Annotated in this window: 20 protein-coding genes; 12 read left to right on the top strand and 8 right to left on the bottom strand. The window is 51.3% G+C overall.

The annotated features are described in order from the left end of the window. The first annotated feature begins 130 nt into the window (after positions 1–130). Positions 131–1,060, top strand: a complete 930-nt coding sequence (locus AC27N8_RS04100) for a helix-turn-helix transcriptional regulator (protein WP_487064223.1) — start codon at positions 131–133, stop codon at positions 1,058–1,060. A 101-nt stretch (positions 1,061–1,161) separates the two neighbouring features. Then, complete coding sequence (locus AC27N8_RS04095) at positions 1,162–2,040, top strand: patatin-like phospholipase family protein (protein ID WP_487064221.1); 879 nt, start codon at positions 1,162–1,164, stop codon at positions 2,038–2,040. A 166-nt stretch (positions 2,041–2,206) separates the two neighbouring features. Here the strand turns inward: AC27N8_RS04095 and AC27N8_RS04090 are convergent, their stop codons facing one another. The 3 genes from AC27N8_RS04090 to AC27N8_RS04080 all read right to left on the bottom strand — a co-directional run bounded on the left by AC27N8_RS04090 (position 2,207) and on the right by AC27N8_RS04080 (position 4,978). Beyond that, complete coding sequence (locus AC27N8_RS04090) at positions 2,207–2,845, bottom strand: hypothetical protein (RefSeq protein ID WP_487064219.1); 639 nt, start codon at positions 2,843–2,845, stop codon at positions 2,207–2,209. A gap of 138 nt (positions 2,846–2,983) precedes the next feature. Beyond that, positions 2,984–3,373 (bottom strand): hypothetical protein, encoded by a 390-nt coding sequence (locus AC27N8_RS04085; protein WP_487064217.1) that lies wholly within the window; start codon positions 3,371–3,373, stop codon positions 2,984–2,986. A gap of 159 nt (positions 3,374–3,532) precedes the next feature. Continuing rightward, positions 3,533–4,978 (bottom strand): alpha-L-fucosidase, encoded by a 1,446-nt coding sequence (locus tag AC27N8_RS04080; RefSeq protein WP_487064215.1) that lies wholly within the window; start codon positions 4,976–4,978, stop codon positions 3,533–3,535. A gap of 363 nt (positions 4,979–5,341) precedes the next feature. Between AC27N8_RS04080 and AC27N8_RS04075 the strand changes: the two genes are divergently transcribed. Further along, positions 5,342–6,391, top strand: coding sequence for an ABC transporter ATP-binding protein (locus AC27N8_RS04075; RefSeq protein WP_487064213.1), 1,050 nt, complete (start codon positions 5,342–5,344; stop codon positions 6,389–6,391). Positions 6,392–6,409: 18 nt separating this feature from the next. Then, entirely contained in the window at positions 6,410–7,432 is a 1,023-nt protein-coding gene (locus AC27N8_RS04070) for an ABC transporter permease subunit (protein ID WP_487064211.1), read from the top strand. Positions 7,433–7,461: 29 nt separating this feature from the next. Here AC27N8_RS04070 and AC27N8_RS04065 read toward each other — a convergent pair whose 3' ends face one another. Continuing rightward, positions 7,462–7,719: a hypothetical protein gene (locus AC27N8_RS04065; RefSeq protein WP_487064209.1), complete on the bottom strand. Its 258-nt coding sequence runs from the start codon at positions 7,717–7,719 to the stop codon at positions 7,462–7,464. On the opposite strand from AC27N8_RS04065, the gene AC27N8_RS04060 reads away from it, so the two are divergent. The 3 genes from AC27N8_RS04060 to AC27N8_RS04050 all read left to right on the top strand — a co-directional run bounded on the left by AC27N8_RS04060 (position 7,713) and on the right by AC27N8_RS04050 (position 10,312). Next, entirely contained in the window at positions 7,713–8,018 is a 306-nt protein-coding gene (locus tag AC27N8_RS04060) for a hypothetical protein (protein WP_487064207.1), read from the top strand. The two genes, AC27N8_RS04065 and AC27N8_RS04060, sit on opposite strands and share 7 nt — an antisense overlap. Positions 8,019–8,100: 82 nt before the next feature. Next, positions 8,101–9,690, top strand: a complete 1,590-nt coding sequence (locus AC27N8_RS04055) for a HAMP domain-containing sensor histidine kinase (RefSeq protein WP_487064205.1) — start codon at positions 8,101–8,103, stop codon at positions 9,688–9,690. Continuing rightward, positions 9,668–10,312: a response regulator gene (locus AC27N8_RS04050; RefSeq protein WP_487064203.1), complete on the top strand. Its 645-nt coding sequence runs from the start codon at positions 9,668–9,670 to the stop codon at positions 10,310–10,312. Before AC27N8_RS04055 ends, AC27N8_RS04050 begins: the two co-directional genes overlap by 23 nt. 219 nt (positions 10,313–10,531) lie before the next feature. Here the strand turns inward: AC27N8_RS04050 and AC27N8_RS04045 are convergent, their stop codons facing one another. Continuing rightward, positions 10,532–13,309 carry a winged helix-turn-helix domain-containing protein gene (locus AC27N8_RS04045; RefSeq protein WP_487064201.1) on the bottom strand — a complete coding sequence of 926 codons (2,778 nt, stop codon included), beginning with the start codon at positions 13,307–13,309 and terminating at the stop codon, positions 10,532–10,534. Between the two features lie 216 nt (positions 13,310–13,525). Here AC27N8_RS04045 and AC27N8_RS04040 point away from each other — a divergent pair, with 216 nt between their 5' ends. From AC27N8_RS04040 to AC27N8_RS04030, 3 genes are all read left to right on the top strand, one after another. Next, positions 13,526–14,104 (top strand): hypothetical protein, encoded by a 579-nt coding sequence (locus AC27N8_RS04040; RefSeq protein WP_487064199.1) that lies wholly within the window; start codon positions 13,526–13,528, stop codon positions 14,102–14,104. A gap of 65 nt (positions 14,105–14,169) precedes the next feature. Further along, positions 14,170–15,195, top strand: coding sequence for an aldo/keto reductase (locus tag AC27N8_RS04035; protein WP_487064197.1), 1,026 nt, complete (start codon positions 14,170–14,172; stop codon positions 15,193–15,195). Between the two features lie 149 nt (positions 15,196–15,344). After that, entirely contained in the window at positions 15,345–16,058 is a 714-nt protein-coding gene (locus AC27N8_RS04030; RefSeq protein WP_487064195.1) for an alpha/beta fold hydrolase, read from the top strand. Between the two features lie 74 nt (positions 16,059–16,132). Here the strand turns inward: AC27N8_RS04030 and AC27N8_RS04025 are convergent, their stop codons facing one another. Further along, positions 16,133–17,506, bottom strand: coding sequence for a M20/M25/M40 family metallo-hydrolase (locus AC27N8_RS04025; protein ID WP_487064193.1), 1,374 nt, complete (start codon positions 17,504–17,506; stop codon positions 16,133–16,135). A 186-nt stretch (positions 17,507–17,692) separates the two neighbouring features. Next, positions 17,693–19,078, bottom strand: coding sequence for a TolB family protein (locus AC27N8_RS04020; protein WP_487064191.1), 1,386 nt, complete (start codon positions 19,076–19,078; stop codon positions 17,693–17,695). Positions 19,079–19,518: 440 nt separating this feature from the next. On the opposite strand from AC27N8_RS04020, the gene AC27N8_RS04015 reads away from it, so the two are divergent. Together AC27N8_RS04015 and AC27N8_RS04010 are read left to right on the top strand one after the other, a co-directional pair. Beyond that, a complete protein-coding gene (locus tag AC27N8_RS04015; protein ID WP_487064189.1) occupies positions 19,519–20,604 on the top strand; it encodes a methyl-accepting chemotaxis protein in 1,086 nt (361 codons plus the stop codon). A 287-nt stretch (positions 20,605–20,891) separates the two neighbouring features. Then, positions 20,892–21,494 (top strand): response regulator transcription factor, encoded by a 603-nt coding sequence (locus AC27N8_RS04010; protein ID WP_487064187.1) that lies wholly within the window; start codon positions 20,892–20,894, stop codon positions 21,492–21,494. 116 nt (positions 21,495–21,610) lie between these two features. Here AC27N8_RS04010 and AC27N8_RS04005 read toward each other — a convergent pair whose 3' ends face one another. Then, positions 21,611–23,071 (bottom strand): glycosyl hydrolase, encoded by a 1,461-nt coding sequence (locus AC27N8_RS04005; RefSeq protein WP_487064185.1) that lies wholly within the window; start codon positions 23,069–23,071, stop codon positions 21,611–21,613. Positions 23,072–23,207 lie beyond the last annotated feature (136 nt).

The following is a 23,207-nucleotide window of genomic DNA, read 5'->3' as shown; positions in this document are numbered from 1 at the left end:
CTGTTTCACATCTGATATACTCCCCCATGACCATTACCAATTGTTTCCAGGCTTTCTGGAATGAGGGCGCTCCACAAGCCGATTTGAACGATGAGCCCCCTCAGAGGGAGCCGATGGAGAGGACCCCCGCATGAATCGTATTGATCGTCTGACTGCCATTCTCTTCTTTTTACAAGGAGGAAAACGCACTGCTGGAGAGATCTCCCATCGTTTTGAAGTCTCCAGGCGCACTATTCTGCGTGATATTCAGGCTCTTTGCGAGATGGGCCTCCCCATTGCAGCCGATCTGGGACCCTCGGGTGGCTATCACTTACCACCAGATTATTCCTTGCCACCGCTCGCCCTGACGTTACATGAAGCTCTCTTATTACGTCTGGCGCTCCAGGGGCTCTCACAACTCAGCGAGACCCCCTTCAAACGGGAGCGTGAGTCGCTGCTGGACAAAGTGGAGACCCTGTTGCCCCGCCGTGAGAGCAAGGCACTTGACCAATTTACAGAAGCGCTTTCTCTCGTCGTTCCCTCACGACCCTATCCGACGCCGTTTCTCGATCCTCTTCTGGAAAGCGTGCTTGTCAAACAGTGGATGACTGTGACCTATCGTTCTGAGAAGGGCGTTTCGCAGCAAACGATCCTTCCGACACGCGTCTATACCAATTTGGGTCTCTGGTATTGTGAGGCGTATTCCTTCGAGCGGAAAGCCATGCGTGTGTATCGTATCGATCGTTTTCTGGAAGTCAGTGCAGCCCTGTCGCCTCCACCGCTGGAGCATCCTGCATCAACTGTGATTCATTTTCATCCCTCATTCCCGCTGGTCCATATCCATCTGACCGCTCGTGGTGTCCTGCGACTGGAGAGCGAACCTCATCTAATGCACCTCCTTCAACATACTGAAAAAGGAGAAGGGCAGCTCATCACGCATTTGCATCCTGAGGAGTACGAGTGGTTAGTACGTGTGTTGTTGAGCCTTGGTACCGACGCGACGGTACTTGAACCAGAAGCGTTGCGCCAGCGTGTTCAGCAGGAAGCGAACGAGATTGCTCATCACTATACTCAAAGGTGACATAGGGTTGTCACCATGCTTGTAGTATGATCTACCAGGTGTAGGACGCTACTTTTCTCCTACAGTTTCGGGTAAAATTTTTATAGAGGTGAGATGAGCAGATGACAGAGACAAAACAACAACCAACAAAAGCACTGGTACTCGGTGGAGGGGGAGTTGTGGGAATTTCCTGGGAGACTGGCATACTTGCCGGACTGGGTCATGCTGGGATAGATGTTCGTGATGCCGATCTCTTTATCGGAACTTCGGCAGGTTCTAATGTCGCAGCGCAGATCACCAGCGGCCTGTCGTTGGACGAACTCTTTCAGCGACAGATTGATCCAGCGTTACAGGCCCAAGAATTGGCACCTCAGCTCGATTTCGTGCAGATGTTAGCTGATTTCGCACGTGCCTTCGCGCAGGGAGGGACTCATGCTGAGATTATGCAACGTGTGGGTGCTCTCGCGCTCGCTGCTCCTACCACATTCGGGGAGGCCCAGCGTCGGGAGGTGATTGGCTCGCGCCTGCCAGTGCATAGCTGGCCTCAAAGCCGCTTAGAAATCGTCGCTGTCGATGTCTTCAGTGGCGAGCGGACTGTTTTCACACGGGAGTCCGGCGTTGAGCTCGTCGACGCGGTGATGGCGAGTAGCGCATTACCTTATGGCTGGCCGCCAGCGACAATCAATCAGAGTCGCTATATCGATGGCGGATGCTATTCGCTGGCCAATCTGGATCTGGCCGCTGGCTTTGACAAGATCCTTGTGCTCCAGCCCGAGATTCCTCCGGTTGCAGTGTTGGAAAGCCTGGAGGAACAAATCGAGCGCTTGCGGCGCGAGGGAGCACAGATCGAAGTCATCACGCCCGACGAAGCGATGAAGGCTGCATTGGCAGCTGTTGGAGGCAATGCGCTTGATCCCACCTTGCGAGGCATCGCTACCAATCTGGGGCGCGAACAGAGCCAGCACGAGGCCGCTCGCGTGGCTGCTCTATGGCATAAGTAGTCCGTAAGAGGTCGAGCGAAGCGAAGACCCCGTAGCGTCGCACGCGAGCGTGCGATGTCCCACTCGACGTACGAGCAGGCAGGCTAGTGTGGTGCGCCGAGATTCTGCTGGCTCATACGAGTCACAGGGACATCGCACGCGAGCGTGCGACGCTACTCATGGCCATTCAGGTGCGACGATCTTCTATCTCCCAGATGTGATCGGTGACGTGCCAGGTGATGCGTCGAATCGCGTAGGTAGTCGGCCAGCCTCTGGCTGTCAATGGTGAGCCGTCGGAGGGCTTGCTCAGGACGTCGGCGATCTCCTGGCGGAGTGCATCCAGAGCAATCTGGTCCTGAGGAGGGAATGGCTTGTGGCGGACTCCAATCTTGCGAGCGTAGGCTCGTTCGGCCTCGATCACGTGGCGGGCGACTTCGTCACGTTCTCGACCGCCGCCGCGTGGTCCTTTGCGCAGATCGTTGGGTGAGGTTGCCACTACCTCGTCCATGATTTTCCACGCCGCTTGTAGGAGAGAGACTCCTCGCCTGGCCGCTGCGGCATCGATAGGATCTGTATCGGTCGCGACGATGATCGATGGCGCTCCAAAATCGGTCGTAGTATTGCCGGGTACGCGCTCGACGATGATCAGATTATCTGGCTCGAAGTCCAATCCGGCCCGTTGGGCGATGATCCGGTAGCGTGGTATGGTGTCGGTCAAGGCCTGCATCGCCTCTTGCTCTGATTTACCGAAACGGCACCAACCAGGCCATTCTAACGAACAGGCGGCGATCTTTTTTGTGCCCACTTCCAGATAGATTGTGGTCATATGCATTTCCCTTCAGTTGCTTGACTGCGCCGAGACGCGCACGATGGATTGAGATCTCTGGCAGTATATCCTGATTGCAGGTTAGAAATGGTCCTCTATTCCAGGATTTTTTCTGAACGGGAAAAACAATGCTTCAGTCTATGCCCTTCTTGACGCCTGGGGACGTAGTGCAACAATCAGGAGAAGCACAATCAGAGAGATCTCAATCAATTTGTCGATGTAGTCAAAGGGATCATATTCTGCGTGAGTGACGACGATCCATACGACGACTGTCAGCGCAGTGTAGGCGATGAGCACCCAGCGTACGATGGGCTGGATGCGCACAAATGATGGCAGGTAGAGTACTCCTAATAAGACAAGGTAGCCAATGCCATTGCATAAAAACAGTAATGGAAACTTGCCTGTGGGCATGCCATGGCCGAATGCGAGCAGTAGATGGACGATGGCCGTCAGGATGGTTAGGACGATAATACCTCCATCCAGTGGGCCATCATTGTCAGCAACGTAGGATTGGGTCATGCTTTTCATCTCTATAACCTCTTCTTGCGTAATAATGAGAAAATTCTATCAATTACAGAGATAAAAAATATCTATCTGATAGGTTTCTCATGGCTTTCTTATCGCTATCACCTATTACTACGCCAGGTGGTTACAGTTATAGCTGTTGCAGAGCAATTTTGCTTTGAATTAATAAATCCTTAAAGTGCCTGCGTAATCGCCTGGTTTCTGTCTGGGAAGTTGAATATGTAATCCGTTGGTATCACGTGTCCAGGTAAGCGCTTCTGCTGAACCAAGGAGCTCTACGCTGGTAATCGCTTGCGGATACAATTCGCTGTCGCTGGCGAGCGTCTTTATCACAACGTAGTGCTGTTCCGGCCACGCCAGAAAGATGGCATAGAGGTTTTCATCCTTGACGGTGAAGCGGATATCCTGACTGGTGAAGGCTGCTTGTTTTTGATCACCGAAATTCCCTTCCGCGATCTGAGTTGGTCCCTCGCCGAAGGTTTTCCAGGGATGTGTCTCATAGATGGCTTCGCCGTTGATGGCTAACCAGCGTCCCAATGATCGCAGAATCTCCTGGTCCTCTTCAGGGAAGGTCCCATCGGCACGCGGACTGACGTTCAAGAGCAGTGTGCCGTTTTTGCTGACGACGTCGACCAGATCACCTATGAGCGAGGAGACGCTTTTATACTGCAATCCTTTGATGTATCCCCAGGAGTTGTAGGCGATGGCTGTGTCGCTCTGCCAGAAGCGCGGCGCGATGCCGGTGGTCTGTCCACGTTCGATATCGAAGACCGCGGCTCCTTCGGCAAAGGAGCGTTCAGGACGATCGACCTGTTTGTAGTTGATAACTACTTCTTTTTGCCATTGTGCGGCGCGGTTATAGTAATAGGCCGCGAAGGTTTGTAGATAGGGCTGAAAGACCGGCTCCTCGATCCACCAATCGAAATAGATCTGCTGCGGTTGATAGAGATCAACCAGTTCACAGAGCCGCTTCAGCCAGTCTGCCAGGAAAGCCTCATCTGGCTCTTCATCTTTGGGATGGGGAGGACCATAGAAATCAGCGGAGCTCGCACTCTGTACATCAGAAGGAAACTTCAAACCCCCATCGAAAAACCACCAGTGCTCTGCGCGATGATAGGAGCAGCCAAAGGTGAGTCCTTGTTCACGTACCGCTGTCGCCAGCTCACCGATCACATCGCGTTGTGGACCCATCTGAACCGCGTTCCACGGCGAGAAAGAGCTGCGGTACATGGCGAAGCCGTCGTGATGTTCTGCGACTGGTACTATGTATCTGGCCCCGGCCTGCTGAAAGAGGGTGGCCCAGGCTACTGGATCAAAATGCTCACCCTTGAATGAGGGGATGAAATCCTTATAGCCAAATGTATCTTGCGAGCCGTACGTCTCTCGATGATGCTGAAAATCAGGCTGATCCTGCTGGTACATATTGCGTGAGTACCACTCGCTCCCAAAAGCGGGGACCGCATAGACACCCCAATGGATGAAAATACCAAATTTGGCATTTTTATACCAGGCAGGCACCTGATAGGTCTGGAGCGATTCCCAGTTGTTCTCGAATGGACCGCTGGCAACCACCTGACGGATGGTTTCATTTATCAATGCCTTGTTCATCGAAGTTCGTCCTTCCTTTTTAGCGCTGAACATGCTTACTGACGCCTGTGCTCTGATCACAAATAATTTGTGGTGTAGAGAAGCAGGCAGGGGGTTAATTGTATTATGCCGTTGTGTGGGTTGCGTATGTCAATGTTTGCTGGCCCATACTGATGTATGGGTATTGCCTCCCTCAAAAGTATGAGAATGAATCACCCTCTTATGTGATCTCATAGCATGCTTCCTCATGTTACACTGCGCATACAAAGTTGTTGCACCGTTCTTTGCTTTAGAAATATGAATATTTCTCATCAATGATGAATTGATGTTAAAAGTGCAAGATTGAAATGTATAAATCATGACGATTAAAAAGGAGTTACCATTATGGAAGATCAGTCTCCTCAGTCTGAAAAAGAATGTATTATCAGTACGTCCCGACTAACAAAATCGTTTGGCAAGATGTGTGCAGTCAACGATCTTCAGCTTCAGGTGATGCGTGGCGATGTCTTTGGTTTCCTGGGTCCCAATGGATCAGGAAAAACGACGACGATTCGTATGTTACTGGGCCTGATTCGACCAACCAGCGGACGGATCCAGCTTTTTGGGCAGGATGCTGCGACCCATCGTGCGGCTGTCCAGCCGCGTATCGGGGCGATTGTTGAAACGCCTGTCTTCTATCCCTACCTGTCGGGCATGGATAATCTACGGACGATAGCCGCCAGCTCTAACATGCAGCTGGGTCGTGTCAACCAGGGCCGTCTTGATGAAGTCCTCGAGATTGTTGATCTGCGAGCGCGTGCCAATGATGCGTACCGTAAATATTCTCTGGGAATGAAGCAGCGATTGGGTATCGCGGCAGCTCTGCTGGCCGATCCGGAGTTGGTATTGCTCGATGAGCCCACGAACGGTCTTGATCCCGAGGGAGTACACGAGATCCGACAATTAATCTTACGCCTGTCAACACTGGGCAAGACCGTGTTTATCTCCAGCCATATCCTCTCCGAGGTGCAACAGGTGTGTAACCGGGTGGCCATTCTGCAAAAAGGCAATCTGATCAAGCAGGGGAGTGTGGAAGAACTCTTGAGCGAGGGAGAGCAGCTCATCATCAATCTGGATACACCCGAAGAGACCGTGATAGCCTTGCATCTCCTCCAGAAAATGAGTGAAGAGAGTCCATGGGTCGCCGATGTCAGGAAAGCTACTGAAGCAGAGAATATGGTTGCATTACGTCTGCATGGTACTTCTGTCTATACTTCGGAGCTTTCGAAGCTTCTGGCTAAAAATAACATTTTTGTGTCTGAAATGTATCGCCGACGTGTCAGCCTGGAGGAGTTCTATCTGGATATCACCACGCAAGCTCCCAGAGATCCTCGTCCAACCATGGCTGATCTGGGCACTCCTGTTTTAACAGCACCAATGAGTATGAATAAATAATTGAAAGTGAGTCAGATAATGAGTACCACACTTCCATCAACTTCTCCCGTGCCAGCAGGCACATCATCAATTGCGATGGGGAGAACTGACTATATCAGCGTTCTGTTTCGTCTGGTTGCCATGGAACTCTATAAGTTGCGACGGCGTTTGCTATCCAAAATGTTATTGGCCTGTGGTATTGCAGCGGTTGTTTTAGGAATGCTCTTTTATGCACTTATCGTTGGCATCGCTGCAAATGCAGACGCCAGCACTTTTGCGCCACTCCCCTGTTCCCAATCCAAGGTTGAGGGATGCCTGACGCACAAACCAAGTCAGGCTGAGTTGGCAGGATATAAGCAGAAGGAGGTTCGTGATCTCTCGACTCCTCTTCGTCTACCTGACTCCGTTGTTGTGATTATCATAGCTGCTGTCACCTATGGCCTGCTGACACCTCTAATTATCATTCTGACCGGGTCGATGGTTGGAGGAGAATATAGTCTTGGCACCGTGCGCTTGATCTTTACACGTGGTCCAACCCGTATCCAATTCTTGCTGGCAAAATTAATCACGGCACTCATCTGTGTGGCTCTGGGAGTACTGATAATCACACTGCTAGGTATCCTCCTTGGCTATATACTCAATCCCATCTCAGGTGTAACACCTGACTTTCACTTCTTGACCGTTCAATGGCTTGGACAGGCGTTATTATTGCTACTCACTGCAACTTTTGTCTGGTTCGTCTATGCGATGGTCACGCTCTTCTTTGGCACGCTTGGACGTTCCACAACGGCGGCCATCGTCGGTGGCATCCTCTGGCTTTTCGCCGAGCCCATTCTGAGTACTATATTGAACGTTGTCTCCGGAAACGTTGGCGGTAGCATTGGCAACGTTTTGCACGCCATCCCAGAATACCTGATCAGCACGAATGCCGCCACGTTATTGGAATCCCAGACGTCATTTTCGTCACAGGACGCACATGCGCTCATCGTGCTCGCTGTTTACCTGATCATCTTCATTGGTCTGTCGTGCTGGCTCACCATTCGACGTGATGTTACCCAATAATATATGGCTGCTAGTAATCTCTTACACCCTTACACATTAGATTTCATCAGGTTGCAGATCTCTTCCCCCGAAGAGATCTGCAACCCAACGTAGCGGCTCCGCCGTGCTGTCACTTCCCGCACGAAAACGTCCCATGTGCCGATGGAAGCAACGCCGACGAAACGATCCATGGTGGGAAGATTGCTCAATGGAACCTCATGAGGAGCGTGGTCAGACGAGTCACAGACAGCACGGCGGAGCCGCGCCGCTACTGCTCTGTCAAAACACAGAAGGACGTTGCGTGGCAAAGGAGGATGGTCCCTTGAACCAGGCGCTCAGGCTCGCCGACGTAGCGGCGCGGCTCCGCCGTGCTGTCACTTCCCGCACGAACACGTCCCATGTGCATCTGAAAGCAACGCAGACGAGACGATCCACGGTGGGAAGATCACGCAATGGAACCCCATGGGGAGCGTGGTCGTACGAGTCACAGACAGCACGGCGGAGCCGCGCCGCTACGTCGGTGAGCCTCTCACCCCATCGCCTTCTGGAGATGTTTTGGAGACACGTTTCCCATGCGACAGAGGTGCGATGGCCTTTGGCAGGGTAGTAGCGTCGGACGAGAGGGCAAATATTCAACAAGTGGTAAAGTGAAGTATAATTATGTATAAATGGTGTCTATCGGGAGGAATATGAAGCAGAAGGGTGTTACTAAGCTACCAACGCAATCGCTAGCGTTCCATCCTCGTCTCAGATGGTCAGGACTCCAGGCGCGTATGACATTTTCTTATGTCTGGATTACGGTTGTGTGTGTGATCTTTCTTGAGATTATTGTGCTTATGCTGGTGCTCGCGATTGCGTTCGTGGTGGTTTTGATGTTAGATCGCAGTGTTGGGATTTCTTTAACTGCGGTTGAGCAGACAGCGCAGATCGATGCCAATAAATTTACGGCTCAACTTACGACGACGAAGCTTACCGATTTGAAACTTGGCGACCCTCAGGTTACTGATCTTACGGGCAGGAGTATAAATGATACCAGTTATGCGATTCCATATGTCAAACAGAGCTATCCCGCCTCGGAATCTGTTGCCTTTGCTCTGCTTATCACCCCTGATAAAAACATCGCGGTGAGCTCGTATCCGGGTCGTTTTGCTGTCAAACATTCTGCCGTGCCACTGCTACCTTATGCCATGCCAGGTATTACTAAAGCGCTCACTGGAGGGTCCGATAAGGGTGTCACCTACAGGACAGCGACTGATACACAGGTGATAGGTGCCGCAGCGCCAATTTTGTACAAACATACTGTTGTCGGTGCAGTGTATGTAGAAGTTCCTGCTTTTTATGCTGATCCATCTGAAAATACATGGAATATTTTAGGAATTGTGGGCTGGATCATGCTTTTTAGCACCATTGTAGCAGTGCTTGTGATTGCCCCAATTGGTGGCCTATTTGGCCTGGTCACGACACGTAGTCTGGTCAAGCGTTTACTCCGTCTGGTATCCGCTACGACGCTGTTCGCCGATGGCGATTATGGGCAGCGCGTCGCCGTGACACGCAAAGATGAGGTTGGTCAGTTGGAGGAACAATTCAATCGGATGGCGGAACAGTTGCGTGAGAGCATCATACAGCGCCAGAAGCTGGCAGAACAAAATGCGCGCTTGTCGGAACGGTCGCGTATCTCGCGTGAACTCCATGACGCCATCTCGCAAGATCTCTTCTCATTGAGTATGTTAGCAGGCGGCCTACAGATAGCGTTGCCTTCTGATTCGCCTTTGCAAACGCAACTCACAACTTTAAGCTCAACGGCGACAAATACTATTCGTGAGATGCGTGCATTGTTGCTTGAATTACGTCCGTTATCGCTTGAAGATCTTGGTCTGGCCGACGGACTCCAGGAACTGGCGACAAGCTATAATACGCGTCTGGGTATCTCTATTCAGACAGAAATCACTGCCGTAGAGGTGAGTGCGAAGGCGGCACATACGCTGTTGCGCATCAGCCAGGAGGCGCTGACAAACGCCGTGCGTCATGCGCATGCCACTGAGATTATCCTCACGCTTGTCCCACTGGAACAGCAGGTCATGCTGAGTATCTGTGACAATGGTTCTGGCTTTGAAGCCGACGAGGGTCGAACTCAGCATGGCCTGGGACTGCATCTTATGCAGGAACGTATCCAGGAATTGGATGGTACATTCACGCTTGAGAGCACACCCGGACAGGGTACATGTATACGCGTTTATTTAGCACAGGAGCAAGCAGGTGATTCAAGTCTTAATTGTTGATGACCACGCTGTCGTAAGGCAAGGTCTTCGTTTCCTGTTAGAGCAACAAGCCGACATGACCGTGATCGGCGAGGGTAGCAATGGCGCTGAGGCTATCAAGCTGGCCACCGAACTCCTGCCCGATGTGATTCTGCTCGATCTGCTGATGCCCGAAATGGATGGTGTGACCGCTGTGCGAGAGATTAAACGTATCACGCCAGCCACGCAGATCATTGTACTGACCTCGTACTACGAAGACGATCAGATCTTTGGAGTGATTAAATCTGGAGCGCTCTCCTATCTGCTCAAGGATACCACTCCTCCTGACCTGATCGCCGCCGTACGGGCCGCAGCACGAGGCGAAAGTATTTTGCATCCCATGGTTGCCGCCCGTGTCCTGCGCGAAATGAAGCAGCAAGCCCAAAATCCGCTTAATGAGCTGACACCACGCGAATTAGAGGTCCTGATGCGCATCGCTCGTGGCCGCTCCAATCACGAAATCGCGCTGGATCTCTCGATCGGCGACCAGACAGTTAAAACGCACGTCTCCAATATCCTCTCGAAGCTCCATCTGGCCGATCGCACCCAGGCCGCAATCTATGCGCTGCAACAGCGCCTGGTGCCGCTGGAGGAGAAAGATTAGCCTTTGCTATCCTTTTGCTGATCAGAAATGGAGTCGGATCTTTGCTTCGTCCCTTCCCTGGTAGGCTACCACGCCGCTAAGGAACGTGCTATCATTGGACGTACATCGGTTTGCGTGCGTGAAGCACCCTCTACATAAATGTCGAGCGAAGCAAGGATACCGATGGCAAAAAACGAGCCCCACCCCTACATGGAACCGCTAGAGATCGGGTAAGCAATGCTAATGTAACGCCATCCCCAGTTCCCTTGCACGTGCAAGCGCCTGGGTGCGGCTCTCTACAGCTAGCTTGCGGAACATATTATTGATATGAGTCTTCACAGTACCCACAGAGACCACAAGCTGCTCTGCCATCTGTTGATTCGTATAACCACGCGCAATGAGCTGGAGGATCTCATACTCACGGGCGCTCAGAAGCTGTCCTCTGGACATATCAGCGCTTGCAACAGTCACAACAGGCTCACCACTCCTTTCGGCAATCCCCCCTAACAAGAGATGAATGTAACGTGTATGCCTTCCTTGCGCCAGGAGGCGGCGCAAGAGGGTTAGCATCCACTCGCCCTCATCAAGGAACAAGCGTATATATCCCTCTGCCTCGGTTTGGCCGAGAAGATCTGCCACCCGCTCAAGCGCACTCTCCATCTTACCCTGCATAGTATCAATCTTTGCGTATAGTCTAGCAACAATAAACGACTCTCCTGGGACTCTCGGAAAAACCTGACCCTCGACCTGGCACGTGTCGAGCTGTTGCCGGGCTTCTTCCCACCGCTGATCGGCAAGGAGGAGGCGAATCTGCGTGAAGTGGATGATATGCCTGAATGCCTTCTCTGGGAGCGCTTTCCCCAACGTCTGACCAAACCAGGCAGTTGCAGCTGCGACCTTCCCTTGCCTCAACCACAGGTCGATGCGTGCGGCTGTCAGCTCAACTTGAAAATTGGGGTTGCGCGTCTCTGACACACGACTCTCAGCACGCTCCAATATCTGCCAGGCGGCTACCAGATCACCCTGGGAAAGCTTTAATCGCAATGAAGCCAGTAGACCTGTCAGGATCACTTCGGGCACATCCGCCCACGCACCTATCTGCAGACTCTCCTCAATCAGAGCCTCTGCCTCTGCAAGTTGATTCCACTCGCGAAGAATCCCGGCAAACTCGATGCAGGCAAACGCAGTCACAGGAAGATGCTTCCCCTTCTCTTCATGGACTAATTGAAGTACCTTGCGATATACTTGAGCGGCTTGTTGGAGCTGCCCCTGTTCCAAACAGAGTTGTCCCAGTTGATGGCTGGCAAAGATCACCAGCGAAGCACTTTCGCGCATCTGCCCATAGACAATCGCTTCTGTGAAGGCATCACGAGCCAGTACAATGTCGCCTCTGGCACGCGAAGCAGAGCCCAATGCGAGCGTTGCCACACAACGTGCAAAGAGATGATCTTTGGCAATCAACGCCACCGCCACCTTTCCCTGCTGAACGGCCTGAATAAAATCTCTTTTCACTAAGGCCAACACGGCCGAGATGGCAGCAATTTCCCCTTGAAGCTCCAATGTGGCTTGCGTCTCCCCACCCTCTTGTCTCTGACGCTCCAAAAGCTGGGTAATCTCCCCAATCTGGCTATCGACCTTCTCAAATTGCCCCAGAAGAGTAAAGGTCCACAACAATGCAACAGCCAGCGTCAGATGCTGCTGGAGAAGCGTGGCAGGCAATGACTCTAGCCAATGGCGCAACATGCCAACTTCCCCTCGCAGCAACAGGATAGGAGTGGCCAGCTCAATCATCTCAACCGCCTGAGCATGCTCTTCAGCTGCCAGGGCATGCTCTATTGCATCCTCAAAAAAGCCATGCTGCCGATACCAATGGCAGGCCTGACGATGAATCATCGCTCCCCATTCAGGATACTGCCGTTGCAACCGTTCACGTAAAAATTGGGCAAATAAGTGATGATAACGATACCACTGACGCTCCTCGTCAAGTGGAACGAGAAAGACCTGCTGGCTTTCCAGTATCCTTAACATCTCTACGCTATCGTCTGATGACACAACATGCGGCAATCCGATACTATCCAGGGCTGTACAGAGCGCAGCATTGAAGCGCTGCAACAACGCTGTCTTGAGCAGGAAATGTTGAACCTGTTCGGGCTGCCGGTCAAAAACTTCCTCTGCAAGATAATCAGCGACTAAGCGATGATTTCCCTTAAACTGCGCAATAGCCTCTCGATAGCTATGATGATTACGCAAATAGAACGCCGCCAATTGGAGTCCTGTGACCCAGCCTTCGGTACGTATCATCAGTTCGTGAATCTCGCTATCTTCTGGTCGTCGCTCCAGAAACGTTGTGAAGAGTTGCGCGGCCTCTGTGAACGTGAAACGGAAATCGCGCTCTTGCACCTCCAACAGGTGGTTGGCGGCACGCAACCGGGCAAGGGAGAGGGGAAGATCACGGCGACTCGCAATGACCAGATGAAAACGCTCAGGCTGATGACTCAGGAAAAACTGTAATATGATATGCACGGTCTCATCGGTAATCACGTGATAATCATCCAGTACCAAAAGCATATCGTGCTCAAGCGATCCCAGATCGTTCATCAGAGGAATCAGCGCATCTTCCAGGTTCAGTGGTCCAGCAGTATGAAAAAGCTCCATCGTAGTTCTGCCCAGCATTGCATCCAAGCGCTGCAACGCGGCAATGAGGTACGTCAAAAAGCGTACCCCATCGTTATCCCGCTCATCTAACGTAAGCCAAGCACAAGGAGAGGCTGTTTGCGCCACCCAGGCACTCAGCAGGGTCGTTTTTCCAGCACCCGCAGGAGCAGTAAGCAGGCCGAGTTTGTAATGGATTATATCATTGAGAAGTTTCAGAAGCGCTGGGCGGGCAACAAGCGTAGGGACAGGCCGAGGAATATAGAGCTTCGCCGCTAAAAGAAGGGGCCGACTGTTGCCCTTCAGAAGACCGACACCCGCTCCATCCACCGCTTCCGTCTGACTATGTGGTCCTGTCTGCATCATTTTACCTACTTTCGTGTGCCAGGGAGAGCACTAGCCTGTCGCGCATCTCTCTCTCCGAAAATTTCTCTCTGTATTCTACCATAAGGCCTGGAGATGGTCAGAAGGAGACGCCCACATTTCTCCACCCGCGTTCTACCTTTTAGTAGATAGGCTTATCTTCTCCAAACTTGTATAGTCAGGCATAGATTAAATAAAAGACGAAAAGGAATGTCTACTATGGAACAAAATACATCTGGCCTCTCTGTCCAGGCATCGGCTATACAGACAGCACGCCAGCTACGCCTGCTCTACTTTATACGCGCCATTTTTGCCTTTCTCTGGGCACTTCTTCTCTTTAGCGTACAAAAAAGTTTCCCAACGGTGACTATTGTCCTTCTTATCATCTATCCAGCTTTTGACGCAGTCTCTGCCGCTTATGATGGCTATATTCATCGGGCAACACACGCCATTATGGCCCAGATACTCAACGTGATCATTAGCCTGCTCACTGTCATCGCTGTTCTTATTGCTTTACAGATGGGGGTCCCGGCCATCCTTCGTGTCTTCGGTGTCTGGGCCATCATCACTGGAGCCCTGGAATTTATTCTCGCATTACGACGCTGGCGCACCCATAAAGGTCAGGCCGTCTTGCTCTTTGGCGGTGCCCTCTCAGTCATTGCTGGTACTACCTTTATCGTCCTCGCTGGACAACCTACCTTTGGCCCGGGCAGCGTGGCAGGATATGCTCTGATGGGAAGCTGGCAATTCCTCTTCTCTGCCATCCGGCTTGGCAAAAAGCAGCAACAAGCAACTTAATCAGGGATAACATACTCTGCTTCGCTAAACCGTTTATCGCATATGTAAAGGAAAGTGTGATTCTGGTGCAAGTCGATGATCAATGTACGTTAGGCACGTCGGGACTCGTTGTCCCGGCGATGGGGGTTGGTATCTGGAGTTGGGGTGATAAAAACTTCTGGGGATATGGTCAGTCATTCACACGCGATGACGTATTGCAGGCGTATCACGCTTGCCTGGATAATGGTCTGAATTTCTTTGATACGGCTGAGATCTATGGCGATGGCGCATCGGAGCGCTTGCTTGGTGAGTGTCGTAAGCAGGATGAGCGTCCTATCGTGATAGCCAGCAAATTTGCGCCGCCGTTTACCCGTTTTTCGCGGAAACGTACTTCAGCCCGTAGCCTATTGGACGCATTGGATGACAGCCTGCAACGTCTGGGAGTCGAGCAGATTGACCTCTATCAAATCCACTGGGCGTCTCCTGTGCTTAAGGTGGATGCGCTCATGGACGTGTTGGCGGAGGCAGTACAGGCAAACAAGATACGTGCTGTGGGTGTCAGTAACTATAGTGCGGATTTGATGCGTGAAGCGCATGCACGCCTGGCACGTTACAATATTCCACTGGCTTCTAATCAGGTTCACTACAGCCTCTTGCATCGCTTCCCGGAAACCAACGGTGTGCTGGATACCTGTCGTGCGTTGAATGTGGCGCTGATTGCCTATGCTCCTTTGGAGCAGGGTATTCTGAGTGGCAAATTTCGCACTGGAGGGTCGAGGTCGCTTGGTCGACATTTGTATCCAAGACTCGATCTCTATGGGCAGACCAGGGGATCAGTATCAACATTTCGGCGCTTGCTCTACGGCGCTCGTGACATGCGGCCTCAAAAATTGGAGCCGTTGTTTAGCGTGCTGGAAGAAATTGCTCAGGTCCACAAGAAGACGATGGCTCAGGTAGCGCTCAACTGGCTGATGAGCAAGGATACGTGCGTTATACCTATTCCGGGGGCCAAAAACGTGCGACAGGTAAACGAGAATGCCGGAGCGTTGGGGTGGCGTCTGACGGGGGAAGAGCATGCTCGTATCAGTCAGATAGAAGTTGCTACGCGCTAATCGTGTTGGTATCAGACCCAGCTTACGGAGGAAAGGTCAATCTGGACCTAAGCATACTTGCATGAGACGATGTTCAAACGAGCATCATTTGATGTCCTTCAAAAACGCGTTACCCAGTGGGGCAGCTCAGAACCCCAGAAAGGAAAGAGATGAGCACATATATACTTATTCACGGAGCAGGGACCGGAGCATGGTGTTGGGACAAAGTCGCACCTAGACTTCGCCAGGCAGGGCACCAGGCTATTGTTTTTGATCTTCCAGGACATGGGCAGGACAAAACCCCTGTTGCAGAAGTCACTTTCGAACGGTATCTCCAGCGTACGGCTGAAGTGCTTACGGCACAAGAAGAGCCAGTGATTCTGGTAGGGCATAGCCTGGCTGGAATACTTCTCTCCCAAATAGCCGAACTTTACCCAACAACAATCCAGCAATTAGTATATCTCACAGCCTACCTTTTAGAAGATGGCGAGACCGTGTTACAAGCGGCTCAACGAGATACCAATGCCCAGGCGTTTTCTCATGCCGTCGTCGATGAGACTGGAACCGCTTTCTCTTATCCACCAGAGAAACTGCAAGAGTTCTTTTACGCAGACTGCTCTCAAGAGGATATTGAGCGTGCCAAGCAACTGACGGTTCCCCAGTCCATGCAGCCGGGAAGCATCCCCCTTCACGTAACAGCTGAGCGCTTCGGTCGGATACCCAGAGTCTATATTGAATGTCTTCAGGATAAAGTGATTAGTCCCGCTTTTCAAAGGAAGATGTCAGGTGCATGGCCCTGCCGGAACGTTTTCTCTCTGGAGACGAGTCACTCGCCGTTCTTTTCCGCTCCCGACGACCTTTCCAGGCTGCTCCTTTCGGTATAGTGCCCCTATCTGCTGGTGAGGAAGAAGAAGCGCCATACGACGATATGGTATCTCCTTGTTGTTTTGTTTCATGGTCAGGTCCGATGGGGCAAATCTGCTCGTGAAAACTTCTCCACGACCTCATAGAGTACGCGTGTGCCCCATTGCAGTGCGCGAATGTTGATCCGCTCATCGTGGCCATGGATGCCGCCCCAGCCACTATCATCGATGTAGCGTGTGGGAGAGAAGCCATAGACTTTGGTGCCCAATCGACTGACATGTTTGGCATCAGTTGCTCCGGTGAGCATGGTGGGTATGATTGTTGCTTCTGGCTCGTGGGCGTGCATGACATCTTTGATGACTTCGAAGAGCGGCGAGGCCGGATCGGCCTCCAGTGGCTCCGATGGATTGATGAACTCGATCTCGCTATCGGCCCCGAAGATGGCGTAGAGCTCCTCTAGATAGCTCTCTAGCGTCTGACCTGGCAGAATGCGTCCATCGGCATACATCTCGGCTTCCGAGGGGATGACGTTGATCTGGGAGCCGGCTTTGAGCATGGTGGGCGAGATGGTGTTTCTCGACATGGCATGCAGTTCGTTTTTGAGCACTTCGTCGATGGATAATTGGTCGATGGCTTCACTGGCATCCTTCTCATCAACAAGGATTTTCATGAATGCTGCTGCAATCTCGGGTGTCTGGGCGCTGGCAATCCCTTCGATGTAACCACGCAGGGTGGCTGTGAAGTGGACAGGTGGCTGATTGGGCTCTTTGCTGAGCAGTGCCGCCAGTCGGAGAATGGCGTTCTTCTGATGCGGTATCGAGCCGTGACCGGGGTCCCCATGTGTCCGAATTTTAAAGCGTGCCGTACCTTTTTCCGCCGTTTCTACGGTGTAGTAGAGTTGGTCATTGATCTTGAAGCCGTCGCCGCCTCCCTCGTTCAGGCCGTATGCGGCCCGGATGAGCTCTGGATGATGATCGACGATCCATTTTGCTCCCTGCTGACCACCGGTCTCCTCATCGGCTTCGGCCATGTAGATTACATCGCGCTTGAGAGGAATACCAGTCCGTTTGAGCAGTAGCATCGTCATCAATTCCATCGTAACCATATTTTTCATGTCGAGCGCACCGCGTCCATAGATATATCCGTCAGCGCTATCGCCGCTGAACGGTCCATGACTCCACTTTTCTGGCTCGACCGCCACCACGTCTGTATGCGACATGAGTAATAAGGGAGGTTCGGAACCATCTCCTTTTAGACGCGTCACCAGCGTGGCTCGATCGGGACTGGGACCGACGATCACGCATTCGAAGCCCTCTTTTTCGAGGATGGTGCGCAGGTATTCGGCCGCTTTGATCTCGTTGCCGGGAGGATTGCGTGTGTCTAAGCGCAAAATGTCGCGCAGATAGCTGAGAACTTCTTTATCTATCGCGTTCCAATCGATGGCTATTGAGCTGTTTGCTTCAGACATGTTTCTTTGCCTTTCTGAATGTGGGAGGAAGATGCTCTCTCTACTGTATGCTATTTTTTCGAAAAGCTCAAATGCGCTATCATTAAAAATATTTATTGTATGTTTTATGCATAAGTGCAGCACAGGGATGCAAAATCCCTGTGCTGTATTAGAGGTGTATTTATATAAAAGATTTTATGGTGTAATTTATGCGGTTGCCCACCCGATCAGCATTTTGATATGGGTGGCGATAATTGTGTTTTTCCCTCCATTCATGTTGCCGATGATCAGCGAGTTTTCTCCATCAGTATTAGTGCTCTCCAACGCATATTTCTGTCCATCGAAGGAAGCATTTGTCCAGGGGAGAAATTTGGCGGCCAGGCTCCACATAGGATAGGCAGAAAGTTTTGTACTTGCCAGCAGTTTAAGACCGGTTCCATTTGTCTGGATGCGGTAGAGTTGGGAACCGGAGGCCTCATTATTTACCTCAAACAGTAGTGTCTTCCCTTGCGCTGCCCGTGCGAGGATCTGGCTGTTGACTGGGGCTTGAAAGATTAGTTGTAATGGTCCGCCTGTAATGGGTTCGATACTGATGCTGGGTACCGTTGGATCAATGCGCGTAGTTGGTTCGCTGCTACAAATCAACTGCGTCCTATCAGATGTGATATCGTAACTCAGGCAGCCATCTTGCTTCAGTGGCGTCGTGATGGATTTCAGATTTGTGCTCTGTTGATCCACTTGTTTGCGGATATCGAGCAATTGGTAGATCTGATGCGGTACTGGACCGCTGTTTGCAACGCCAGGGGTGGCTAATAAGTAGAGACTGTTGTTGTTTGCCCACCTGATCGGTACAAATGTATCGGTGGGCATGCCCGATTGTGGTAGATGCTTGCTTGAATAGTTCAGCATCCGAGCCTGAGAACTCAGGTCATCTACCTGTGCTACTGCCTGGTTGGTTGATCCCTGCCGGAGCGTAGTGGGATAGCCTGGCTGTTGCTTTGAAAGCTCAATCTGTATTTTTCCTGTCGAGGTATCCAGCAGGTTCAAAGTATTTGTGGCTATATCATGAGTCCTCTCATTAAAGACCAGGTGTCGCAGATCCGGTGATAGCAGAGCCCCCTCAAGGAAATCTGTTCCCTGTGCGCAATATATGGTTTGAGCGTACTTACCATCTATGCGCACCAGTTGGATCTCATTTGTTCCGTCTGCTCGCTGTAAGGTAAGCGTAATCCACTGACCATTGGGGGATATACTGGCCTCTATACTGTAGTTGGGATCAGCAAATGTGAATAGGTTTGTGGTTTTTCCTGTTCTTGTATCATACTTATATATCACCTTGTTGGCATTATGCTGTGATAGGTATACGACCGTCTGGCTTTGTCTGGTCGTGAGTGGTGGCAGCTGGGCGGCTCGTCCAGTTCCGGGGGCGGGACAACTGGTTGATGTGTGTATAGGAAGAGTTGGCGTATGTACTGTGCCTGTTGCGCCTGTTGCCCCATTCAGCGTTGTAAAAGAGCTGCAGGCTGATAAAAGTAGCATCATACAGAAAAGCCAGGACCATAGTAAGGATAAACGTAAAGATTTGTTTGACATAGTCTTTTTCTCTTTCTTTCTTTTTTTTCTTTCTCATCATACTGGAGAAGGGATGGTATATATTTGCTGGATCGCTGCAAGCGTCTTGCGGCTTTGTCCTATTAGCAGTATGGAGCAGAATGGACGATGCGGACACAGTCTTTCCACATCGTTTTCTCATCGTTTCCACATCGTTTGCGCGCTTTTCTCCTGCCAGGGGTGCTTTTGGGGATGGTATTTATGCTGAGGAGGTGTTGAGGGAGCGAGATGCATGTAAAAATAGAACCCGGGAGTAGCGTTTATATCTGAGAGCCTTTGATGGTTGTAGCAATTCAAAAGTATTGATACACGATTAGAAAATGAAGTAGCTTTCTCCATTTTATATCTACATCTCTCGATCCTGAATTTTTATAAGCATAGATAGTATGTGTATAAGTGGCAGCATAAGGAGTATTGAGCGCATGGATAGCTTTCCCGTATCTGATTCTATAAGACAATCGAACCCACCACGTCGTCCCTCTCAGGCTCCGGAACCGCCTCCGGCCGGAGGGAATCTCTTCCGGTCGCTATGGAATTGGTGGTCTACATTCACGGGACCACGTAAGGAGTCTTTCGAGAAGAATATCTTTGCTCAGGAACGCTTGCGCCGTGCTCATTTGTTGAGTGCTTTGTTGATACTGATCGTTTTCGTGGTGATCTTGCTTTTGTTCAGCGTCTATCCATCCTCGTCCTCACTATGGATACCCATCATTATTTTATCGCTTGGTGGCATAATCATCACGCTCTTCAATCGAGCCGGATATACGACAATCAGCTCGATCTGCTATGTCTTGCTGATAGATGTTGCGCTGACTGGCTTTCTCTTATTCAAGCCCATGTCTGCTCTGAATAGTACGAACATGACAGCTTTTGATCTCTTTATCGTCACCGTTCTGGTCGGTGGAGTCATTCTTCCGAGAGCACTGATACCGTTGACTGGTATCCTGCAAATCCTGCTTATCTGCTTGATCTTCTTCCTGCGTCCGCACGATGCGACTTTGACTGCGCTGATTAATCTGGCTGGGAATGCCTATGTGGCTCTGACGGCGACGATTGTCCTGCACGTGGTCGGCACGACGCTGGCCTGGTTAAATGCATGGAGCGTTGAACGAGCGCTGGTGCGGGCCAGTCAGGCGGAAGAACTGGCGGCCGCACGTGCCGCGTTAAGCGAGCAAGCCCTGGTCACGGAGACACAGAAGCGACGTCTGGAAGAGGGGATTACTTCTATTCTGGAGACGCATCGACAGATAGCATCAGGCAATCTGGCGGCACGCGCGCCGGTGCATGAAGATCATGAACTGTGGCAGCTGGGACATGCCCTCAATTTTTTACTGATGCGTGTGCAGCAGCAAACCCAGGACTATCATGTCCTCCAGACGACCTGTCAGGAGATAGAGCAGGTGGTTACTGCGCTGAGTGCCACACATACGGGTTCACGGTCGCAGCCACCTCTTCCAACATGTCGTACTCCACTGGCTCAACGTTTGTTGCTCGCTTTGAGACGTTGATCGCGACGTGCCACGGCGCTACGTTAGGTTGCTTGATTCTTCAGTCTGCGAGCCAACGCTGGACTATTTCCCCCGTGAAATGGATCAATTTTTAAAAATTCGCAGAAATGCACTGAAATGCATACCAGATGGGTGCACTGGATATCTTATTATAAGTTCATAGGAATAAGAATATGTAAGAAATCAGTATATTGTAGAAAATTATTTGCGGAGGTCTGTTGCACATGTACACTCACTATCCCATGATAATGAATAATATTCCACATTATGACTTACAGGATGAGTCTATGCGTCTCAAAACTATTGAAGACATGCAAATGGCTATGCAATTATTGCAGACAGGGCAACAGCTCTGCGAGCAGGCCCAAGGAGATGTCTCATCTTTATGTGATGAGGTGAAACGCCTCTCGCAAGATCGAGCGTATTTATCGCTGGGTCATACGCGTCGCCAGCGTAAGGAGAGCCCTACGCTCTCATTGAGCCTGACATTGCCGATTCAATTTAGTCATATCGTCTATGGTACGTTGGCTATTACCAGTGATCCACTCTGCAAAGAGCGCCCCTCGATCCCTGTGCCAGCGGCACAGCTGCTCGGGCAAATTTGCGGCTGGTTGCTCTATACGTTGGAGCAGTCCTCTTTTTTGCGCGGGCAATGCCGCAGCCTGGATTATCATGTGAGTGGACCACTGACGAAACGCGAACGACAGGTGCTCATGCTGATGTGTCGCGGGCATGATCAGGAGTCGATCGCCAATTTACTATGTATCGCGCCTGCGACCGTCGGAAAACATCGGCAGCATATTTATGAGCAGTTAGGTGTGCATTGTGAGAACGATGCCTTATTGGCCGCGTACCAAACGGGCTTATTCTCCATCATCGACCCCGAGTAGCGTCGCACGCTCGCGTGCGATGTCCCACTTGACGTACGATGAGTCTGGCCAGCGTCGCACACCGAAATCCAGCTGTCTCGTACGAGAAACTGGACATCGCACGCGAGCGTGCGACGCTACTTGGGATCATCCTCCAGGAAGCGTAGAGGCAGGTGTTCGGTCTCCGTGAGAATATATATCGGTTCTGAGGTGATCTGTAGCGTCACCTCTCCATCTACTGGTTGTAGCGCCTGCCGCTTGCCTGTAAAGCTGATGGAGGTGATGGGATCGGCGCTGGCTATGGCAATTTTTTGATGTCCGGGCGTTGACCAGAATATGTGTAAGTTATGGCTAAAACGCATATGATAGACATCACCTTCAGCCTCCTCTTTGGCCAGAAACGATCGTCCGGCCAGCAGGCGGATCAGGACCGCGTAGGCCGTATATGAAGGCTTGGGCGTGTAATATCCGGTGGCATCGGGCATTCTCAGCAGACCAAAATTCTGTTCCAACTCCATGGAATTCGTTCCGTCATTGATATAGTCGTACCAGAAATACTTCTGTACCCCGACTGAGAGGCTAAGTACAATGCTTCTCACCAGATAATGTGCCTGCTCAAACTCATTGGTGATGTTAAAGACGTCCGACCATCCCAATTCCGTCAGCCAGATGGGTTTCGCTTGCCCATTATTGTGGGCGCGTATCAGATCTTGTAGGGATTGGAGGCTGTGTGTCAGGCCACGGAACTCGGGTGTATCGACAGAGAGTAGCGAGTAGGGATGAACGGAGATTACGTCGCTATAGGGGAGTGCTCCGGCCTCAAAGAGAGCTTTAAACCAGTCGAGATCAACTCCAAAGGTTGCTCCCACCACGACAGTTACATCCGGGCGGATCGATTTAATCGCTTGATGGGCGGCGCGCAGCATCTGAGCATAATTTTTTGGATCATGAGCACCTGGTCCAGTCGAAAAATGTCCTTTGTTGTATTCATTGTATATCTCGACGGCCTTCAACTGCTGACCATAGTGGGCAACAAGCTCTCTGGCATAGTTGGCGTAGGCGGTAAAACCAACCTCGTCATGAGGTGTCAGGCCATCGTCATAGAAAGGATTATTGTAGTCTATAATCAGCAGCGGATTGAGGCTGCTGCTTTGAAATGCATTCATAAATGTATCAATCGGCTCAAAATGATATTCGCCCCTGGTGGTCTCAACATTGGCCCAGAGAGCATCATCCCGCACCTGGCTGGCTCCCATCAAGGCCAGCTCCCGCGTCGCACCGAGTGGGTTGATCCCGGAGAAATGCGTACTGACGCCGAAGGTTCCATCCATGGGTGGGGTAAAAGGCGAGATGACGGTGAACGGGATCGTCTGGGGTGGAGAGTCGGTCTCGGCATGCTCCTGTATCTTGAGAACATAGTAATCGACCGGGAAGGACGGCAACGACAAAATAGTGCGGTTCTCCTTCACGTCGACCTGTCCCTGCGTGATCAGCGTTCCATTGCGATCACTCACGGTGTACGAGATCGTCCCGGTCGCTGTAGACGTGGGGATTTCAAAGCGGGGCGCTTCTGTCTCAAGAAAGATAGTGCTTGGCATATACTGGCTGCTCCTTGCTCTATATTGATAGTTATTTACTTATATATACTCCGATTGTCCTTAAAGAGTTTTTCTCGCGATTTTGGATCAACTCTTGAGCAACTTTGGAGCAATTTTTTGCTGTTCCAGTCTCTCT

The sequence above is a fragment of the Dictyobacter sp. Z7_2 genome (assembly GCF_057551105.1).
Note: the sequence above shows the minus strand (reverse complement) of the source record. Positions and strands in the feature narration are given on the sequence as shown.

Coding starts and splice junctions, on each gene's coding strand:
- AC27N8_RS04010 (WP_487064187.1), top strand. CDS start 20,892: ATGCGTCTCAAAACTATTGAAGACATGCAAATGGCTATGCAATTATTG.
- AC27N8_RS04085 (WP_487064217.1), bottom strand. CDS start 3,373: ATGAAAAGCATGACCCAATCCTACGTTGCTGACAATGATGGCCCACTG.
- AC27N8_RS04055 (WP_487064205.1), top strand. CDS start 8,101: ATGAAGCAGAAGGGTGTTACTAAGCTACCAACGCAATCGCTAGCGTTC.
- AC27N8_RS04070 (WP_487064211.1), top strand. CDS start 6,410: ATGAGTACCACACTTCCATCAACTTCTCCCGTGCCAGCAGGCACATCA.
- AC27N8_RS04100 (WP_487064223.1), top strand. CDS start 131: ATGAATCGTATTGATCGTCTGACTGCCATTCTCTTCTTTTTACAAGGA.
- AC27N8_RS04045 (WP_487064201.1), bottom strand. CDS start 13,309: ATGATGCAGACAGGACCACATAGTCAGACGGAAGCGGTGGATGGAGCG.
- AC27N8_RS04075 (WP_487064213.1), top strand. CDS start 5,342: ATGGAAGATCAGTCTCCTCAGTCTGAAAAAGAATGTATTATCAGTACG.
- AC27N8_RS04040 (WP_487064199.1), top strand. CDS start 13,526: ATGGAACAAAATACATCTGGCCTCTCTGTCCAGGCATCGGCTATACAG.
- AC27N8_RS04020 (WP_487064191.1), bottom strand. CDS start 19,078: ATGTCAAACAAATCTTTACGTTTATCCTTACTATGGTCCTGGCTTTTC.
- AC27N8_RS04025 (WP_487064193.1), bottom strand. CDS start 17,506: ATGTCTGAAGCAAACAGCTCAATAGCCATCGATTGGAACGCGATAGAT.
- AC27N8_RS04015 (WP_487064189.1), top strand. CDS start 19,519: ATGGATAGCTTTCCCGTATCTGATTCTATAAGACAATCGAACCCACCA.
- AC27N8_RS04005 (WP_487064185.1), bottom strand. CDS start 23,071: ATGCCAAGCACTATCTTTCTTGAGACAGAAGCGCCCCGCTTTGAAATC.
- AC27N8_RS04095 (WP_487064221.1), top strand. CDS start 1,162: ATGACAGAGACAAAACAACAACCAACAAAAGCACTGGTACTCGGTGGA.
- AC27N8_RS04090 (WP_487064219.1), bottom strand. CDS start 2,845: ATGACCACAATCTATCTGGAAGTGGGCACAAAAAAGATCGCCGCCTGT.
- AC27N8_RS04080 (WP_487064215.1), bottom strand. CDS start 4,978: ATGAACAAGGCATTGATAAATGAAACCATCCGTCAGGTGGTTGCCAGC.
- AC27N8_RS04030 (WP_487064195.1), top strand. CDS start 15,345: ATGAGCACATATATACTTATTCACGGAGCAGGGACCGGAGCATGGTGT.